This window comes from Streptomyces sp. NPDC059909 (genome assembly GCF_042730885.1).
Classification (GTDB): Bacteria; Actinomycetota; Actinomycetes; order Streptomycetales; family Streptomycetaceae; genus Streptomyces.
In genome coordinates this window covers 1-18,156 of sequence record NZ_JBHWKX010000050.1, presented here as the reverse complement: position 1 = coordinate 18,156, position 18,156 = coordinate 1, and the positions used below count along the sequence as shown (strand labels likewise).

Annotated in this window: 10 protein-coding genes and 1 pseudogene; 9 read left to right on the top strand and 2 right to left on the bottom strand. The window is 71.7% G+C overall.

Going from position 1 to position 18,156, the window contains the following annotated elements:
* Window positions 1-215: 215 nt before the first annotated feature.
* The 6 genes from ACFV9O_RS28005 (at window position 216) to ACFV9O_RS27980 (ending at window position 12,740) form a co-directional block, all read left to right on the top strand.
* Window positions 216-2,456 (top strand): serine/threonine-protein kinase, encoded by a 2,241-nt coding sequence (locus tag ACFV9O_RS28005; RefSeq protein ID WP_385422518.1) that lies wholly within the window; start codon window positions 216-218, stop codon window positions 2,454-2,456.
* A 128-nt stretch (window positions 2,457-2,584) separates the two neighbouring features.
* Window positions 2,585-5,428, top strand: coding sequence for a protein kinase (locus ACFV9O_RS28000; RefSeq protein WP_385422516.1), 2,844 nt, complete (start codon window positions 2,585-2,587; stop codon window positions 5,426-5,428).
* A gap of 249 nt (window positions 5,429-5,677) precedes the next feature.
* Complete coding sequence (locus ACFV9O_RS27995) at window positions 5,678-7,327, top strand: serine/threonine-protein kinase (RefSeq protein ID WP_385422514.1); 1,650 nt, start codon at window positions 5,678-5,680, stop codon at window positions 7,325-7,327.
* 73 nt (window positions 7,328-7,400) lie between these two features.
* Window positions 7,401-9,110, top strand: a complete 1,710-nt coding sequence (locus ACFV9O_RS27990; RefSeq protein ID WP_385422512.1) for a serine/threonine-protein kinase — start codon at window positions 7,401-7,403, stop codon at window positions 9,108-9,110.
* A gap of 132 nt (window positions 9,111-9,242) precedes the next feature.
* Window positions 9,243-10,871 carry a succinic semialdehyde dehydrogenase gene (locus ACFV9O_RS27985; RefSeq protein WP_385422510.1) on the top strand — a complete coding sequence of 543 codons (1,629 nt, stop codon included), beginning with the start codon at window positions 9,243-9,245 and terminating at the stop codon, window positions 10,869-10,871.
* A gap of 48 nt (window positions 10,872-10,919) precedes the next feature.
* A complete protein-coding gene (locus tag ACFV9O_RS27980) occupies window positions 10,920-12,740 on the top strand; it encodes a GMC oxidoreductase (protein WP_385422508.1) in 1,821 nt (606 codons plus the stop codon).
* A gap of 66 nt (window positions 12,741-12,806) precedes the next feature.
* Here the strand turns inward: ACFV9O_RS27980 and ACFV9O_RS27975 are convergent, their stop codons facing one another.
* Both ACFV9O_RS27975 and ACFV9O_RS27970 read right to left on the bottom strand, forming a co-directional pair.
* Entirely contained in the window at window positions 12,807-13,970 is a 1,164-nt protein-coding gene (locus ACFV9O_RS27975; protein ID WP_385422506.1) for an LPXTG cell wall anchor domain-containing protein, read from the bottom strand.
* A 762-nt stretch (window positions 13,971-14,732) separates the two neighbouring features.
* Window positions 14,733-15,023 carry a chorismate mutase gene (locus ACFV9O_RS27970; protein WP_385422504.1) on the bottom strand — a complete coding sequence of 97 codons (291 nt, stop codon included), beginning with the start codon at window positions 15,021-15,023 and terminating at the stop codon, window positions 14,733-14,735.
* A 318-nt stretch (window positions 15,024-15,341) separates the two neighbouring features.
* Here ACFV9O_RS27970 and guaA point away from each other — a divergent pair, with 318 nt between their 5' ends.
* The 3 genes and pseudogenes from guaA to tnpA all read left to right on the top strand — a co-directional run bounded on the left by guaA (window position 15,342) and on the right by tnpA (window position 18,093).
* Window positions 15,342-16,931 (top strand): glutamine-hydrolyzing GMP synthase, encoded by a 1,590-nt coding sequence (gene guaA / locus ACFV9O_RS27965; RefSeq protein WP_385422502.1) that lies wholly within the window; start codon window positions 15,342-15,344, stop codon window positions 16,929-16,931.
* A 124-nt stretch (window positions 16,932-17,055) separates the two neighbouring features.
* Window positions 17,056-17,518, top strand: a pseudogene (locus ACFV9O_RS27960) (Uma2 family endonuclease); the annotation flags it as partial.
* A gap of 143 nt (window positions 17,519-17,661) precedes the next feature.
* Complete coding sequence (tnpA, locus tag ACFV9O_RS27955) at window positions 17,662-18,093, top strand: IS200/IS605 family transposase (RefSeq protein ID WP_385422576.1); 432 nt, start codon at window positions 17,662-17,664, stop codon at window positions 18,091-18,093.
* Window positions 18,094-18,156 lie beyond the last annotated feature (63 nt).

Below are 18,156 nucleotides of genomic sequence, written 5' to 3'. Positions count from 1 at the left end.
CATGCGAGGGGGCGATCGCATGCCGGGTGGCGGGCCGTGCCCCGATCGGCCGAAGGGCGCGGAGTCCCCTTCTCCGGGCCCGCGCTGACACACGGTGGACCCGGGAGAATCGCCGGTCCCGCCGTGAGAGAGAATGGGGGCTCTTCCAGGGCGGGTTACCGCATCGCGCGGAAGCGGCAGGCGCGGGCGAGGATCAGGGATCGCAGAGGGGACGCATGTCGGAGGCGGAGCAGTCGCGGGACACGACACCGGAGCCCCAGCGGGACGCTGATCGGGACGTCGCGGGCGCCGCGTCGAAGAGCCCTGACGGGGGCTCGGGGACGGACGCGGGCACGGCGGGCAAGGCGGACACGACGGCGTCCGGGGACGCCGCAGCGCGGACCACCACGCCGGACGCGGTCGCGAGCGCGGGACCGGCGGATGACGCGGGGTCAGCGGCTGGCGGGGGCGCGGCCGGTGCGGCGCGTGGTGCGGCGAAGGACGCGCAGCCGGAGTCGACTTCGGGGCCGGGCACGGGCGCCAAGGCTGAGGCCGGGGCTGCGGCCGCAGGGTCCGGCAGCGGCACCCGGGTCACGCCGGACAGGACGGGCGGTGACGCGGTGCGCGGTGCGGTGAAGGCCGCAGGCGACGGACGGCTGCTGGCCGGGCGGTACCGGCTCGGCGGCGTGCTCGGGCGCGGCGGCATGGGCACCGTCTGGCGGGCCGTCGACGAAACGCTCGGCCGCACGGTCGCCGTGAAGGAGCTGCGTTTCCCCAACAGCATCGACGAGGACGAGAAGCGACGACTCATCACGCGCACGCTGCGCGAGGCGAAGGCGATCGCCCGCATCCGCAACAACGGCGCGGTGACGGTCTACGACGTCGTCGACGAGGACGACCGACCGTGGATCGTCATGGAGCTCATCGAGGGCAAGTCCCTCGCCGAAGCCATCCGCGAGGACGGCATCCTGACGCCCAGCCGGGCGGCCGAGGTCGGGCTCGCGATCCTCGACGTGCTGCGCTCCGCGCACCGTGAGGGCATCCTGCACCGCGACGTGAAGCCGTCCAACGTGCTGATCGCCGAGGACGGACGGGTCGTCCTGACCGACTTCGGCATCGCCCAGGTCGAGGGCGACCCCTCCATCACCTCCACCGGCATGCTCGTCGGCGCGCCCTCGTACATCTCGCCCGAGCGCGCCCGCGGCCACAAGCCGGGGCCGGCGGCGGATCTGTGGTCGCTGGGCGGGCTGTTGTACGCATGCGTCGAGGGCTGCCCGCCGTACGACAAGGGCTCCGCGATCGCGACGCTCACCGCGGTGATGACCGAGCCGCTCGACCCGCCGAAGAACGCGGGCCCGCTGGAGGAGGTCATCTACGGCCTGCTGGCCAAGGACCCGTCGCAGCGGCTCGACGACGCGGGTGCGCGGGCGCTGCTCCAGGACGTCATCCACGCCCCGGAGCGGCCGGCCGAGCCCGAGCCGTCGGCCGAGGCCACCCGGGTGGTCGCGCTGCCGCCGGTCCCGCCCGAGCCCACCGCCCCGACCGCCAGGACCAAGGACGCGGCGGCCGAGCGCGTGCGGGGCGCCCTGCGGTCCGTACGGAACGCGGCGGCCGCGGCCGCCGCGGCGAAGTCCGAGCAGAAGCCCGCGCCGGCGCCCGGTCCCACCACCACGCGGACGGCTCCGGTGCGCGCCCCGCTCACCGACGTGGTGCCCAGGCGGACGCTGGTCGTCGTCGCGGTCGTCGTCGCGCTCGCCGTGCTGTCCACCGTGCTCCTCCTCGCGCTCAACGGAAACGACGACAAGGGCGGTCAGGGCAAGTCCAAGGGCGACACGGCCGCTTCGGCCGGGACCACCTCCGGCGCCGACGGCCAGGGCAAGGGCACGGACGGCGCTCAGGACCAGGGCGGCGACACCGGCAAGGGCGACGGCGCGCAGGACAGCAGCGGGAGCACCGCCGGGACCCAGCCGTCCGGCAGCGGTTCGACCGGGAGCGGCGGCCAGGCGGGCGGGGACGGGATTCCGGCCGGCTACGCGATGGTGACCAATGACCGCTTCCACTTCACCATGGCGATGCCGAAGAACTTCCGGCTCACCGACACGGCGGGCCAGAACTCGGGCGGGATCTTCAGCGCCAACGGCGGATTCCCGCGCGTCCAGGTCGACTTCACCAGCAGCCCTGGGGGTGACGCCAAGCTGGCGTGGTCCGCGGCGGTCGCGGGCGTGCGCGCCAGCAGCAACGGCTACAAGCACCTCGGCATCGACACGGTCAAGTACAACGGTTACCCGACCGTCGCGGACTGGAGCTTCGAGCGCACCCAGAACGGTGAGCGGATCCGTGTCCTCAACCGCGGCTTCAAGGTCGACGCCAAGCACGGCTACGCCATCATGATCAGCTGCAAGGCGAGCGAGTGGAACGGCGCGGAGTGCACCACCCTGCGCGAGACGGCGTTCGCCACGTTCGCTCCCAAGGACTGAGCAGGCCACGTATCGTGAGAGACCGCGGACCGTACGCAGCCGCAAGATACCGGTGAACGACCGGAATTGACGGTTTCGTACGGTCTTCGGGACCAGGGGGGAACACAGCGCGCTGCTGGGGAGGCGTCGTGGACGACTACGCGGGAAGGGTGCTCGCCGACCGCTACCGCCTGCCGTTGCCGCCCTCCGACGAGTACGAACTCGTCGAGACGCGCGCCTTCGACACCTACAGCGGTCAGGAGGTCGTGGTCCGGCAGCTGCCGTTGCCGGAGGTCGTGGACGCCGAGGTGCTCGACACGGACGGGGGCTCCGGCCCCCGGGGCTCCTCCGGGCCGCGGCGGGTGTCCGGACGCACCACACGCCGGCCGACGGACCCGGCCGTCCGGCGGGCCGTCGAGGCGGCCCAGGCCGCGGCCCAGATCCCGGACCACCCGCGGCTGGACCAGGTCTTCGACGTGTTCGCGGAGGGCGGTTCGCTCTGGATAGTGAGCGAGCTCGTCGCCGCGCGCCCGCTGGCGGCGCTGCTCGCCGAGAAGCCGCTGAATCCGTACCGGGCGGCGGAGATCGGCTCGGACGTCCTCACCGCGCTGCGCGCCCTCCATGCGCACGGCTGGACCCATCGCAACATCACGGTCCGCACGGTCCTGGTCTGCGACGACGGCCGTGTCGTGCTGACGGGCCTCGCGGCGGGCGCGGCGGAGGAGGCCCTGTGCGGGTACGCGCCGGTGCCCGAGCCCCTGGACCAGGTGGTCGAGGCCGACCTGGTGGATCCGGTCGGCCCGGCGGACGTCGCGACCGCGGCACAACAGGCGCACGCCGGGCTCGAGCCGTATCTGCCGCGGCAGTCGTACGAGCCGCTGACGGGAGAGGCGGCGTCGCCCGCTCCTGCCCCCACGCCTGGACATGAGCCCGCGCCCTCGCCGCGTGCGGGCGGCGCGACGGATCCGTACACACCTCCGGCCTACGGTTACGGCTTCGGCGAAGGGGCCGGGGAGACGCGCGCCACACGTGCGGGGGCCATCGCCGCGTACCGCGCGGGGGCCCGCGCCGCTGCCCGCCTCAGCGAGGACCGGCGGCAGGACGAAGCCCGCCGGGAGATCGAGAGCGGGAGCCGAGCGGCCGAGGAACACGCCCAGCACGGGCATCACGGCGTCGAGCGCCTGCACCACCCGGGGGTTCGGGACGAGCCCTCCGGCGGCCGGGTTTCCGGCCCCGGCTCCGCGCTGCCCGCCCCGCGCGCGAGCGGGGCCCAGCCCCAGTGGTGGTCCCGGCCGACGGACGCCGCCGACGACGACATCGACGACGCGGACGACGACGCCTACGAGGTCGAGACGTACGAGGCGGAGACGTACGAGACCGAGACGTACGAGGCCGAAGCCACCGACGTGACGCGCGGCGGCGACGACCCGCCCCGCCGCCCCTACCGCGCCGAACTCGCGGGCACCTGGCGCGACGGCCCACGCCCCGGCACGGACGGCCCCGCTCCGATCCCGGCGGGCGGCGGCGCATCGCCGTACGGCAGAGGGTCCTTCGGCGCCGATGCCCTGCGCGCGGACGCGCAGCGCCGTCGGCTTCCCGCGCAGGCCCACGGCACCCGGCAGCCGCACACCGGGACCACGGGAAGCACCGGTGCCGCCGGGACCACTGCAGGCGCCGGGGGCGCCGGGTCCACCGGTCGTTGGGACGACGTCGTCGCCGGCGGCCCCGCCACGCCTCTCGCCGCCTACCGCGGCCCTGCCACCCCCCTCGCCGCCGAGCGCGCCCGCCAGGCGCGGATCGCCGTCGTCGGCGCGGTCACCGAGCGCTGGGCGCCCGAGCAGGCGGGCCCGGTCCACGAGAACTGGCAGCTGGCCCCGCCCATCGGCCCGGCAACGGACCTGTGGGCGCTCGGTGCGCTGCTCTACCGCGCCGTGCAGGGCCACGCCCCGTATCCCGAGGAGAGCGCGGTCGAGCTGGTCCAGCTGGTCTGCGCGGAGCCGCCCGCATTTGCCGAGGAGTGCGGGCCCCTGCGCCCGGTCGTCGAGTCGCTGCTGCGCCAGGACCCCACCGAGCGCCCCGACTTCGAGGAGCTCCGTGGCTGGCTGCGCTCGCTCATCAGGTCCGCGCCCGAGCCCGACGCGGGCGCCGAGGTCGTGCCGCTGCCGTCCGTCGACGGCACGCGGCTGCCCGTCGTGCGCCGTCGCGGAGAGCTCGTCCGCAAGCGCCGGGCCGGCTCGCCCGAGGCGGTGCACGGCCGCCACCGCCACAAGAAGGTCAAGGAACCCCGGGAGCGGCGCGAGCGGCGCCCGCGCGGTCCGCGCTCGCTCGGCCGCATCCTCCTGCTGCTGATCCTGCTCGTGCTCGCCGCGGCCGTGGCGTACGCCGTGATGTTCATGCCCAAGGCCGATCCCCAGTCCGCGGGCAGTACGGCCCCGGGCCCGAGCGCACCCGCGAACGACCGGTCCCCGGACCCCCAGCAGCCCTCAGGCACCCCGGACGGTGGTCAGCATCCCCAGACCTCCGCACCCGCCGTGGACCTCGCCGACGGCTATGTCGTGCGCGTCGACCCGGAGGGCTTCCGGATCGGCGTCGACAAGACCTGGCAGCGGCGGCCCATCAACGACAGCGGCCAGGTCCGTTACGTCGGCGGCGACTTCACGCTCGTCGTCGTCCCCGGGCGGGACTCGGTCCGGGCGAACGGCGCGGACCCGATGGCGTACCAGCGCAACAAGGAGCGCGAGCTGCAGCCGTTCCGGGACTCCTCCTGGTCGTCCGCGTCCGGTCTGCGCCGTATCGACGTGGGCAAACAGGCCATGGCGGAGGGGCAGTTCACCTGGCAGGACAGCACCGGACGCGAGGTGTACGTCCGCAACATCGCCATGATCGTCGGCGACCGGTACCACGTGATCCAGGTGATCGGGCCCGAGGACCAGCGGGACAAGGTCAGCGAGATCTACCAGCAGGCGACGGCTGCGTACCGCGCGGCCGGCTGACGGTGAACCGGCCGTCGGCCGGCCGGCAGACCGCGAGGCGGGCGCCGGCGGACCGGCTGACGCCGAGGTTCGGCTGCGGATCCGGCCCGCACCGACCACTGGCCGAAAACCATCGGGTGATCGCCGTCCGCCGACCGCATCCCGCAACGAGCGGGTCACGGTGCGAGTTGGTGAGCCCCCTGTGTTCCCCGTACGTACTTCCCCTCCGTAACCTGTCATTCCAAGGAACGGGGCGGGGGCACGGGGCACGTGGAGAACATGCGGAGCACGGGAGCGGGACTGCTGCTGGCAGGGCGGTACCGGTTGACCGAAAGTATCGGCCGCGGCGGCATGGGCAAGGTCTGGCGCGCCCACGACGAACTCCTGCACAGAACCGTCGCGGTCAAGGAACTCACCGCCGGGCTGTACGTCTCCGAGGCGGACCGGACGGTTCTGCACGCCAGGACCCAGAAGGAGGCCAGGGCCGCCGCCCGGATCTCCCACCCCAACGTCGTCACGGTCCACGACGTCCTGGAGCACGACGACCGTCCGTGGATCGTCATGCAGTACGTCGACGGGCCGTCACTCGCCGATGCCGCCAAGGAGTCGGGCCCCGTCCGCGCCACCGAGGCCGCGCGCATCGGCCTGCACGTCCTCGGCGCGCTGCGGGCCGCGCACGCCGCCGGTGTGCTGCACCGCGACGTCAAGCCGGGGAACGTGCTGCTCGCCTCCGACGGCCGTGTCCTGCTCACGGACTTCGGCATCGCCGCCATCGAGGGCGACTCGACGATCACCAGGACCGGTGAACTCGTCGGCTCCATCGACTATCTGGCCCCCGAGCGGGTACGCGGCGGCGACCCCGGGCCCGCGTCCGACCTGTGGTCCCTGGGCGCCACGCTCTACACGGCGGTGGAGGGCAACTCCCCGTTCCGCCGTACGTCACCGCTGTCCACGATGCAGGCCGTGGTGACCGAGGAGCCGCCGCCCGCCCGCAACGCGGGCCCGCTCACCCCGGTCATCACGGCGCTGCTGCGCAAGGACCCCGCGCAGCGCCCGTCGGCCGCCGAGGCCGAGCGGATGCTGATGGAGGCGATGGAGGGGCGCAGCCCGAGGTCGGCGCAGGCGTACGTACCGACGCAGACGGTGGACCGCGAGGAACGGCGGGCAGCCACCGCACAGTTGCCCGCGCACCCGCTCGGCGGCCACACCGCTAGCACCAGCCCCACCGGTCCCACAGCACCCGCGGCACCCGCGGTCTCCGCGTCGGCGGGCCGGAAGCGGACCGGCCGCCTGCGTACGGTTCTCCTGGCCGTCGTGCTCGCCGCGATCGTCGGCGGCGGCGCGGGGTACCTGGCGATGCGTTACGCGGACGGGGGCGGGGGCGGCGGCACGTCGGCAGGCCGCGGCGGCACGACGCCGCCCGGCACGTCCTCGTCGCCCGGGCCCGCCAAGACGGGTTCCGTACCGGAGGGCTGGCACCGGGAGGACGACCCCGAGGGCTTCAGTCTGCTCGTACCGGACGGCTGGACCCGGCAGCTGGACGGCGACCAGATCGACTACACGCCCGACAACGGCCGTCATCGCATCCGTATCAGCATCGACAAGTCGCCCGACTTCGAGAACCCGTACATGCACCTGCTGGATCTGGAGAAGATCGTCGACGGGCGGTCGGACTACGAGCGGCTGACCCTTCACCCCATCACCTTCCGCGACCGGACGAAGTCGGCGATCTGGGAGTTCCGGTGGACCGAGATCAAGGACCATCCGGGCAAGCGCCGTGCGATCGACCAGGCGTACTACGAGGACGACGGGACCGAGTACGCGCTCTTCATGGCGGGTCCCGCGGAGGACTGGCCCACGATCAGGCAGCAGTTCGACATCATGGTGCAGAGCTGGCAGCCGCCGCCCTCGGCCGGCTGAGTTCTCCGTTACCGTTTTGCATCGCTCAACTGCGCAGGTGGCGACTGCAGTCGCGTTTCGCCAGGATGTGAACATGACGAACGACGGGGGACGGGCTTACGAGCCCACCAGCTACGAACTCCGGCCGCCGCAGCAGCCCGTACCGCCGCAGGCACAGCCCTGGACACCGGATCCGGCGCAGCCCCAGGCGCAGGCTCCGGTGCAGCCCAACGGGGCCGAGCCGCAGCCCACGCAGTACGTGCCGCAGACCGCCGGCGATCCCCAGGCACCCACAGGCCGGTTCGTCGGCGGTCGCTACCGCCTCGTCGCCCGCCTCGGGCACGGTGGCATGGGCACGGTCTGGCGCGCGCACGACGAGGTCGTGGACCGTGAGGTCGCGGTGAAGGAGCCGCGCGTGCCGGAGCACCTCGGCGAGCGCGAGCGCGAAAACGTTTATTTGCGCATGCAGCGCGAGGCCCGGGCGGCCGCCCGTATCGACCACCCCTCCGTCGTCACCATGCACGACGTCGTGATGGAGGACGGCAAGCCGTGGATCGTGATGGAGCTGGTCCGCGGCCAGTCCCTCGGCGACCGGCTGCAGGAGGGCACGCTCGACGTCCGCGAGGCGGCCCGCATCGGTCTCGCGGTCCTCGGCGCGCTGTCCGCGGCGCACGAGGCCGGCGTCCTCCACCGGGACGTCAAGCCGGACAACGTGCTCCTCGGCCGCGGTGACCGGGTGGTCCTGACCGACTTCGGCATCGCCCAGGTCGAGGGCGAGCAGGGACTGACGGAGACCGGCGCCTTCGTCGGCTCGCCCGAGTACATCGCGCCCGAGCGCGTGCTCGGGCAGCGGCCGGGTCCCGAGTCGGACCTGTGGTCGCTGGGTGTCGTGCTGTACGCGGCGGTCGAGGGCATGTCGCCGTACCGCCGTTCGCACACCCCCGCCACGCTCCAGGCCGTGCTGTCCGCCGAGCCGCAGATGCCGGCGCGCGGCTCCGGTGCGTTCGGCACGCTGGTGATGCAGCTGCTGCGCAAGGACCCCGCCGCCCGTCCTGGCGCCGCCGAGATCCGCGCGACGCTGGAGTCGGTGGCCCGGCCGCCGCAGGCGTCGCTCGACCCGACCGCGCTGTACGGGTCCACGGGGGCCGCGGCGGCCTCGGGGCCGGGCGGCTCCCGCTGGGTGCCGCCGGTCCTGCACCGCAACAGGCCCGCGCAGTTCGGCCTGCTCGGCGGCGTGCTCGCGGTCGCGATCGCGCTCGTACTGATCCTCGTGAAGCCCTTCGGCGGCGACGAGCTGCCCGAGGGATGGCAGGTCCGGCCGGAGAGCGAGATCCTCTCGGCGGACGTGGGCGTCCCCAGTGAGTACGAGCGTTCCGAGGGCGACAACGGCGACAGCGTCACGTACCGGGACCCGAGCGGGGTCTTCGGCATCTACCTGGAGCACGTCGAGATCACCGAGGACAACGCCGACGAGGTGCTCGCCCCCAGGAAGGACGCGTGGGACGACTTCTACGCGAAGGGCGGCGAGAACGGCACGGACTACAAGGAGCCCGACGTCGACACCCTGGACGTCACGCACCAGGAGAAGCCGGCCTTCGAGACGACCGTCGACTACATCCCGTACACCGCGTCGGGCGACGATCCGATCCGCTACCGCCTGCACGAGCTGATCGTTCCGGGCAAGGACAAGGACAAGTCCTACTGGCGGCTCCAGGTGTCCATGCCGGCGGAGGGCGCGGCGCGGCAGGACGGCGAGGAGATCTTCACGAACGTCGTGAAACATCTCAAGATCCAGGGCCTGTGACTCCCACAAGCCCCTGATCAGGGCTTATGTGCCAGTGATCACTGGCATGGTGTGGGATGCCGTGTGAGGGCCTCGCGAAAAGCTGTTACCGACGGGTACCCAAAGCCCTGATTGCGTCATACTCTCGCCCCCATGACGGACTCGCAGGCCCTCGCCCCCCACTCCAGCGGCAACCTCGGCACGAACCCGGTCGCCGCCGCCCCGGCCGGCGCGCGCATCGCCGCCGACGTGGTCACGCCCGAGGTGGTCGCCCAGCTCACCCGTGGCGTCGTCGGCTCCGGTCGCACCGCCAACCACACCCCGTTCACCGGGGAGAAGCTGGCCGACCTGCCCGAGTCCACCCCCGAGGACGTCGCCGAGGCCTTCGCGCGCGCCCGTGCCGCCCAGCCCGTCTGGGCCGCGACCTCGCCGCGCGCCCGCGCCGCCGTGCTGCTCCGCTTCCACGACCTGGTCCTGGAGCGCCAGGCGGAGGTGCTGGACCTGATCCAGCTGGAGACCGGCAAGGCCCGCCTCCACGCCCATGAAGAGGTCCTGGCCGTCGCCGTCGCCGCCCGCCACTACGGCCGCAAGGCCCCTTCGTACCTCAGGCCCAAGCGGCACACGGGCGTCGTCCCCGTCCTCACCAAGACCACCGAACTGCGCCAGCCCCGCGGTGTCGTCGGCCAGATCGCCCCCTGGAACTACCCCCTGGAGCTGTCGGTCGGCGACGCGCTCCCCGCCTTCGTCTCCGGCAACGCGGTCGTCATGAAGCCCGACACCGAGACGGCCCTGACCGCGCTCTGGGCCCGTGACCTCCTGATCGAGGCGGGCCTCCCCGCCGGCGTCTTCCAGGTCGTCATCGGCGAAGGACCGGTCGTCGGCCCCGAGGTCGTCAAGCACGCCGACTACGTCTCCTTCACCGGCTCCACCCGCACCGGCCGCGAGGTCGCCCAGGGCGCCGCGGCCCGGCTCATCGGCGTCTCCCTCGAACTCGGCGGCAAGAACGCGATGCTGGTCCTGCACGACGCCGACATCGACAAGGCGGCCGCCGGCGCCGTCCGCGCCTGCTTCTCCTCCGCGGGACAGCTCTGCATCTCCATCGAGCGGCTGTACGTCCACGAGTCCGTCGCCGACGCGTTCCTGGAGCGCTTCGCGGCCCGCACCAAGGCGATGCGGCTCGGCAACTCCCTGGCGTACGGCGCCGACATGGGCTCCCTCGTCGGCGAGCGCCAGCTGGAGACCGTGAAGCGCCACGTCGAGGAGGCCGTCTCCAAGGGTGCCACCCTCGTCGCGGGCGGCGTCCACCGCACCGACATCGGCCCGCTCTTCTACGAGCCGACCATCCTCGACGGCGTCGAGGCGCCGATGGCCGTCTGCGCCGAGGAGACCTTCGGTCCCGTCGTCTCCGTCTACCGCTTCAAGGACGAGGACGACGTCATCGAGCAGGCCAACGCCACCCCGTACGGCCTCAACTCCAGCGTCTGGACCAAGGACGGGAAGCGCGGCCACGCCGTCGCCGCCCGCCTGCGCACCGGCACCGTCAATATCAACGAGGGGTACGCGCCCGCCTACGGCAGCGTGCAGTCCCCGATGGGCGGCATGAAGGACTCCGGCCTCAGCCGCCGGCACGGCTCCGAGGGCATCCTCAAGTACACCGAGGCCCAGACCGTGGCACAGCAGCGGCTGATCCCGCTGGCCCCGTCCTTCGGGATGGACGACGCGAAGTACGCGGCGTTCATGAGCACGTCCCTGAAGGCGATGAAGGCCCTGCGCCTGCGCTAGGCGCCCTGACAGCACCCCGGTACCCGCACGTTTTCGACGAGGAGAGCCATGCCCGAGGTCCCCCCTGCCCCGAAACAGGACGACTCCGCATCCGACTACGACTACGACGTCATCGTCATCGGCTCGGGCTTCGGCGGCTCGGTCTCGGCGCTGCGGCTGACGGAGAAGGGCTACCGCGTCGGAGTCCTGGAGGCGGGCCGCCGCTTCACCCGCGAGACGCTGCCCAGGAACTCCTGGGACCTGCGCAACTACCTCTGGGCCCCGGCCCTGGGTCTCTTCGGCATCCAGCGCATCCATCTGCTCGGCAACGTGATGGTGCTGGCGGGTGCGGGCGTCGGCGGCGGGTCACTGAACTACGCCAACACCCTCTACGTACCGCCCGCGCCGTTCTTCAACGACCCGCAGTGGAAGGACATCACGGACTGGCAGGGGGAGCTGAAGCCCTACTACGACCAGGCGAGGCGCATGCTCGGCGTCCGCCTCAACCCGACCATGACCCCGTCGGACGTCCATCTCAAGGCGACCGCACAGGAGATGGGCGTCGGCGACTCCTTCCACATGGCCCCGGTGGGCGTCTTCTTCGGGGACGGGAAGGACGCCGTCGGCGGGGACGGGGTCGGCACGGTGAAGGCCAAGCCCGGCGCGGAGGTCCCCGACCCGTACTTCGGCGGCGCGGGCCCGTCGCGCCGCGCCTGCACCGAGTGCGGCGAGTGCATGACCGGCTGCCGCCACGGAGCCAAGAACACCCTCAACGAGAACTACCTCTACCTCGCCGAGAAGGCCGGCGCGGTCATCCACCCCATGACGTCGGTCGTCGCCGTCACCGAGGACTCGCGCGCCGGCTTCGCGGTCAAGACCCTCCCCAGCGACAACCGGCGCAAGGGCAAGGGGCGTACGTTCACGGCGCAGCGGGTCGTCATCGCCGCCGGTACGTACGGCACTCAGACGCTCCTCCACCGGATGAAGGACAGCGGTCTGCTGCCCCGTGTCTCCGGGCGCCTCGGCGAGCTGACCCGCACCAACTCCGAGGCCCTCGTCGGTGCCCAGACCGACAACCGCCGCTACCGCAAGCGCCACGGCGCGGACAAGGTCGACTTCACCCGCGGCGTCGCCATCACCTCGTCGATCCACCCGGACGAGCACACGCACATCGAGCCCGTCCGCTACGGCAAGGGCTCGAACGCGATGGGCGGCATGACGATCCTGCAGGTGCCCTACAGCTCACGGCGCGTCCTCGCCTGGCTGGGCAACTGCGCCCGGCACCCCTGGCTCTCGGTCCGCGCGCTCTCCAACCGCCGCTGGTCGGAGCGGACCATCATCGGCCTCGTCATGCAGTCCCTGGACAACTCCCTGACGACGTACCGCAAGCCCAAGGGGCTCGGCAAGGGCCTCCTCACCGCACGCCAGGGCCACGGCGCCCCGAACCCGGGACAGATCCCCGAGGCCACCCGTGCCGCGTCCCTCCTCGCCGAGGAGATCAACGGCTTCGCCGGCTCCAACATCGGCGAACTGATGGGCACCCCGCTCACCGCCCACTTCCTGGGCGGCTGCCCCATCGGCGCCTCCGCCGACGAGGGCGTCATCGACCCGTACCACCGCCTCTACGGCCACCCGGGCATCTCGGTCGTCGACGGCGCGTCCGTCTCCGCGAACCTCGGCGTGAACCCGTCCCTGACCATCACGGCCCAGGCCGAGCGGGCGATGTCCTTCTGGCCCAACAAGGGCGAGACGGACCCGCGTCCCGAGCAGGGCGCCGCGTACGAACGCCTCGCCCCGATCGCCCCGAAGTCCCCGGCGGTCCCGGCGGACGCCTTCGGCGCGCTGAACCTGCCGTTCCTGGGCATGCCGGCGGTCCCGCCGAAGAAGTGACCCTGAGCATGCGAAGAGCGCTGCACCCCCCTCCGAGTGCAGCGCTCTTCGTGCTTTGGTGCGGTGTTACGCGACCGCGTCGCTCTTGCGGCGCTTCATCGCGAAGACGACACCGGCACCGGCGACGATCGCGATACCACCGGCGATGCCGATGGTGGGCAGCATCGAGGAGGAACCGGTCTGGGCGAGGTTGCCCGTGACGGGGATCTCCTTGATCTCACCCTGCGGCTTCGGGTCCGGCTTGGGCTCCTCGCCCTTGTCGTCGCCCGGCTTGGCCTCGCCCGGGTCCTCGTTGTCGCTGCCCGCGGCCAGGACGGTGAACATCCAGTCCGAGTAGGAGCTGTGGTAGCAGTTCTTCTCGGAGTCCAGGTAGCCACCGAAGCCGACCGAGTAGCTGTCGCCGGCCGGGGCCTTCTTCGGGATGTTCAGGCGCAGCTGCAGGTCGACGAAGGCGCCGGCGTCGAGGTCGGTCTCACCGAAGTAGGCACCGTTGCCGAACTCGTCGGCCAGGGAGTCCCACTTGCCGTTCTCGTCCTTGAACTGGACCTGGGCGTACGTGCTCAGCCAGTTCTCTTCGTCCTCGCTGTCGTCGAAGTTGTCGACGAAGAGGGCCCAGTGGACGGTGCCGAGGGCCTTGTCCGAGTTGTTGGTGGCGCGCAGCGTGAACTCGTGCCAGCCGCTGCCCGCGACGATCTTGCCGGGCAGGCCCTTGATGCCGAGCTCGAGCTGGGAGTCGAGGTCGTTGCCGTCCTCGTCGACGGGGCACTCCTCGAAGTCGCCCTCTTCGCCCTCGCCCGGCTCCTCGCCGGTCTCGCCCGTGGTGCCGGTCTCGCCGGTGGTGCCGGTCTCGCCGGTCGTTCCGGTCTCGCCCGTGGTACCCGTCTCGCCGGTCGTGCCCGTCTCGCCCGTGGTGCCGGTCTCGCCCGTGGTACCGGTCTCGCCGGTGGTGCCGGTCTCGCCGGTCGTTCCGGTCTCGCCCGTGGTACCCGTCTCGCCCGTGGTGCCCGTCTCGCCCGTGGTACCCGTCTCGCCGGTCGTGCCCGTCTCGCCGGTGGTGCCGGTCTCGCCGGTCGTTCCGGTCTCGCCCGTGGTGCCCGTCTCGCCGGTGGTGCCGGCAGAGGTCGTGCTGGTGGTGCCGTCCGTCGCGTACGCGACCGGCGCCGCCAGGAAGGCGGCGGGGGCTATGACAGCGGTCGCGGCGGCGACAGCCATAGCGCGGCGAAGCTTCATGAAGACCTCAGCGAAGTCTGGCGTACCGCAGCGTGCGGTACGGAGTCTGGTGGGCCGCCCCCGGCTGTGGGGTCACGGGCGTGGCCGTTGGTTCCGCATGCATGACCTGCGACCAGAGGGATTGGTTGTACGCCGCCTCACACAATCTTTATGTGGCCCCGGTCACATGCGCCTGAGGGCTCGACCATCACCGGTGCTTCGACGGGCACAGCAGTAGGCGGTAACGGACCCCGGCACACGCGAGGGCCCCGCGGACGTCCCGTCCGCGGGGCCCTCGGCTGTCGGCACCGACGTCAGGGCAGCGGCGGTGCCGAGGGGCGGCGCCGGGGGGTGCGCCGCTCGTGTGTGGGGGATGCCCGGTCACCGGCCGGGCGCGCTCGGGTGCTCAGGGCGCGCATCAGCGGTCATGACCGTCGGCGGTTGGTGCGCAGTGCGGGACCGGCTGGTGCGGGATCGTGCTGGACGGGTTGCGGCGGACGCAACCGTTCGGACCGGATGCGGTCGGCCCCGGGCGTCCCCGGAGCCGACCGCCCTTGGGGTGACCGGGCTGCTGTCCCCTGCCGACCGGTCACGCGCGCTGGGGCGAGGTCCCACGACGTACCTGCGGTACGCCACACGCCCCAGCGGAGCCACGCGTGGTTTCTTTCCTTCGGGGCCCGCCCCTGGCTGGCACGGACATCGGGACCAACGAAGCCCCCGCGGGTGCGGTCACGCGCCGTACGGGTGAGAGCGGGCCCGTACGCGTGTGCGTACCGACATGCCTCAGATACGGCCGCGGCACAGCTCCAGCAGCGTCATCGCCAGCGACGTACCCGGCTTGCCCAGCGCGTCCCTGTAGTGGCCGAGCGCCTCCATCTCGCGCGAGAGGTTCACACGGCGGCCGCCCGAGGTGATCCGGGCCTCCTGGATGACGGCCGAGACGGCCATCCGTTCTTGGATCAGCCCGATGATGCGGTCGTCGAGGGCGTCGATGCGCTCGCGGGCGTTGCTGATCACCTGTGCGGCCTCGTCGGTGCGGGCGCCGGTGTCGGTCGAGAGGGACGTGGCGGTCATCAGGGGGCTCCTTGTATTTCCTGGTGTCCGGGGCCCCGGACCGAACCGGCCCGGAAAACACAGAGCGCCCCGGGCCTGTCGGCCCGGGGCGCCTGGGAAGTCGCTTGTCAGTTGCTCAAGCAGCACGACCATGGCAGCCGGCGGGCCGGGTGCCATAGGTAAAGACGAAGATCGAGTGCTTGCGCATGGGGATCAGTATGGCCCGGTCGGGACATCCGGGCCAAAGCGGGTTCGGATGGTGAGACGAAGGCGGACCCCAGCGCGCCGGTAGAATCGACAAATAGAGACCCCTCCCACCCCCGCCGGAAGGCCGCCGTAGTGTCCTCAGCGTCCCCAGCTGCCGCGCCCGACGTCGTCCTCGTTGTCGACTTCGGCGCTCAGTACGCCCAGCTCATCGCCCGCCGCGTCCGTGAGGCCCGGGTCTACAGCGAGATCGTGCCCTCCACCATGCCGGTGGCGGAGATGCTGGCCAGGAACCCGGCGGCGATCATCCTCTCCGGCGGCCCCTCGTCCGTGTACGAGAAGGGCGCCCCGCGTCTCGACCGTGCGCTCTTCGAGGCCGGCGTCCCCGTCTTCGGCATGTGCTACGGCTTCCAGCTGATGGCGCAGACCCTCGGGGGCACCGTCGACAACTCCGGCGCCCGCGAGTACGGCCGTACGAATCTGCACGTCTCCAAGACGGGCTCCACCCTCTTCGAGGGCACCCCGGCCGAGCAGCCCGTGTGGATGTCGCACGGTGACGCCTGCTCCGCCGCGCCCGAGGGCTTCACCGTGACCGCGTCCACGGACGTCGTCCCGGTCGCGGCCTTCGAGGACGACGAGAAGAAGCTGTACGGCGTGCAGCACCACCCCGAGGTGATGCACTCGACCTACGGCCAGCAGGTCCTGGAGCACTTCCTCTACCGCGGCGCCGGCATCGAGCCGACCTGGACGACGCACAACGTCGTCGAGGAGCAGGTCGCGCTGATCCGCGAGCAGGTCGGCGAGAGGCGCGCCATCTGCGGTCTGTCCGGCGGCGTCGACTCCGCCGTGGCCGCGGCCCTCGTGCAGAAGGCCATCGGCTCCCAGCTGACCTGCGTGTACGTCGACCACGGCCTGATGCGCAAGGGCGAGACCGAGCAGGTCGAGAAGGACTTCGTCGCCGCGACCGGCGTCTCGCTGAAGGTCGTCGACGCACAGGAGCGCTTCCTGACCGCGCTGGCCGGGGTCTCCGACCCGGAGGAGAAGCGGAAGATCATCGGCCGGGAGTTCATCCGGGTCTTCGAGCAGGCGCAGGCCGAGATCATCGCCGAGGCGGGCGCGCACGGCGAGCAGCCGGTCCAGTTCCTGGTGCAGGGCACCCTCTACCCGGACGTGGTGGAGTCCGGCGGCGGCACCGGCACCGCGAACATCAAGTCGCACCACAACGTCGGCGGCCTCCCCGAGGACCTCGAGTTCGAGCTGATCGAGCCGCTGCGCAAGCTGTTCAAGGACGAGGTCCGGATGGTCGGCCAGGAGCTGGGCCTGCCGGAGGAGATCGTCCACCGGCAGCCGTTCCCCGGCCCGGGTCTCGGTATCCGTATCGTCGGCGAGGTCACGCGCGAGCGCCTGGACCTGCTGCGCGAGGCCGACGCCATCGCCCGCGAGGAGCTCACGGCGGCCGGCCTGGACCGTGAGATCTGGCAGTGCCCGGTGGTCCTGCTCGCCGATGTGCGCTCGGTCGGTGTCCAGGGCGACGGCCGGACGTACGGGCACCCGATCGTGCTCCGTCCCGTCTCGTCCGAGGACGCCATGACGGCGGACTGGACGCGCATGCCGTACGAGGTGCTCGCGAAGATCTCGACCCGGATCACCAACGAGGTCGCGGACGTCAACCGTGTCGTGCTCGACGTGACGTCGAAGCCTCCGGGCACCATCGAGTGGGAGTGACCCCTACGCATACGTAGCAGGTCAACGCCGACGCCGTCGCTCATTCGTTTGGGCGGCGGCGTTGTCGTATCGGCTGGGTACGCTGCCCATACGGACCAGAATCCCGTCCATGGGAGGAATCCTCATGACCGCTGAGACCGCGCACCCCTGGCCGGTGCCGCCGCAGGACGGTTACACCGTGGACGACCTGCTGACGTTGCCCGACCTCCCGCCGCACACCGAGCTGATCGACGGGAGCCTGGTCTTCGTGAGCCCGCAACGCTATTTCCACAGCATCGCGACCGACCTGTTGGTGAACGGGCTCCGCAGCACTGTGCCACCCGAGCTGACAGTCGTTCGCGGGATGACCGTGGTGATCGACAGGCGCAACGGCCCGGAGCCGGATGTGCTCGTCGTACGGGCCCCGGCGGCGAGAAAGTCCGCAGCAGACCTACTTCCAGGTCAGAGACGTCCTGCTCGCGATCGAGGTGGTCTCGCCGGACTCGGAGTCCCGCGACACCGACACCAAGCCGCACAAGTACGCCGGCGCGGGGATCCCGTACTTCTGGGGGGTCGAGATGGCCGAGCCCAAGCCACGCCCGGTCGTCCATCGGATAGCTAGCGAGGGGACCCGTGCCTTTAGGCATGGGGGGAATCGCTTCTCAGGACTGCTCTGACCTCAACTGTGCCCACGGGTCTGCACTGTTGACCTCGGCTAGATGCGCGCTGCGTGTATAGTGATCACGTGGTTGTGACACGGAAGGTTCGCCGGTACTCCGGCGGCGTGTACGACTTGGGCTTGCACGTGGTGTGGTGCCCGAAGTACCGCCGCCGGGTCCTTGGTGGGCGTGTCGCGGTCCGACTGCGTGAGCTGATCGAGCAGAAGGCGGCCGAGAAGGGCTGGGAGATCATCGCCCTTGAGGTGATGCCCGATCGCGTGCACCTGTTCGTCAAGCACGAGCCGAAGGCTTCCGCCTCCTACATCGCCAACCAGTTCAAGGGCTTCACCTCTCGCGTGCTGCGCGAGGAGTTCCCGCACCTCAAGAGCCGTATGCCCACGCTGTGGTCGTCGTCGTTCTTCGTTGCCTCGGTCGGCGCGGTCAGCGCGGACACGGTGGAGAAGTACATCAACACCCAGTGGGAACGCCCCTGGACGAAGAAGCAGAAGGAGGGGCAGGCGTGATACGTGCCTACAAGTTCCTCCTTCGCCCCACCGTCCGGCAGCGCCAGGCCCTCGGGGAGATGC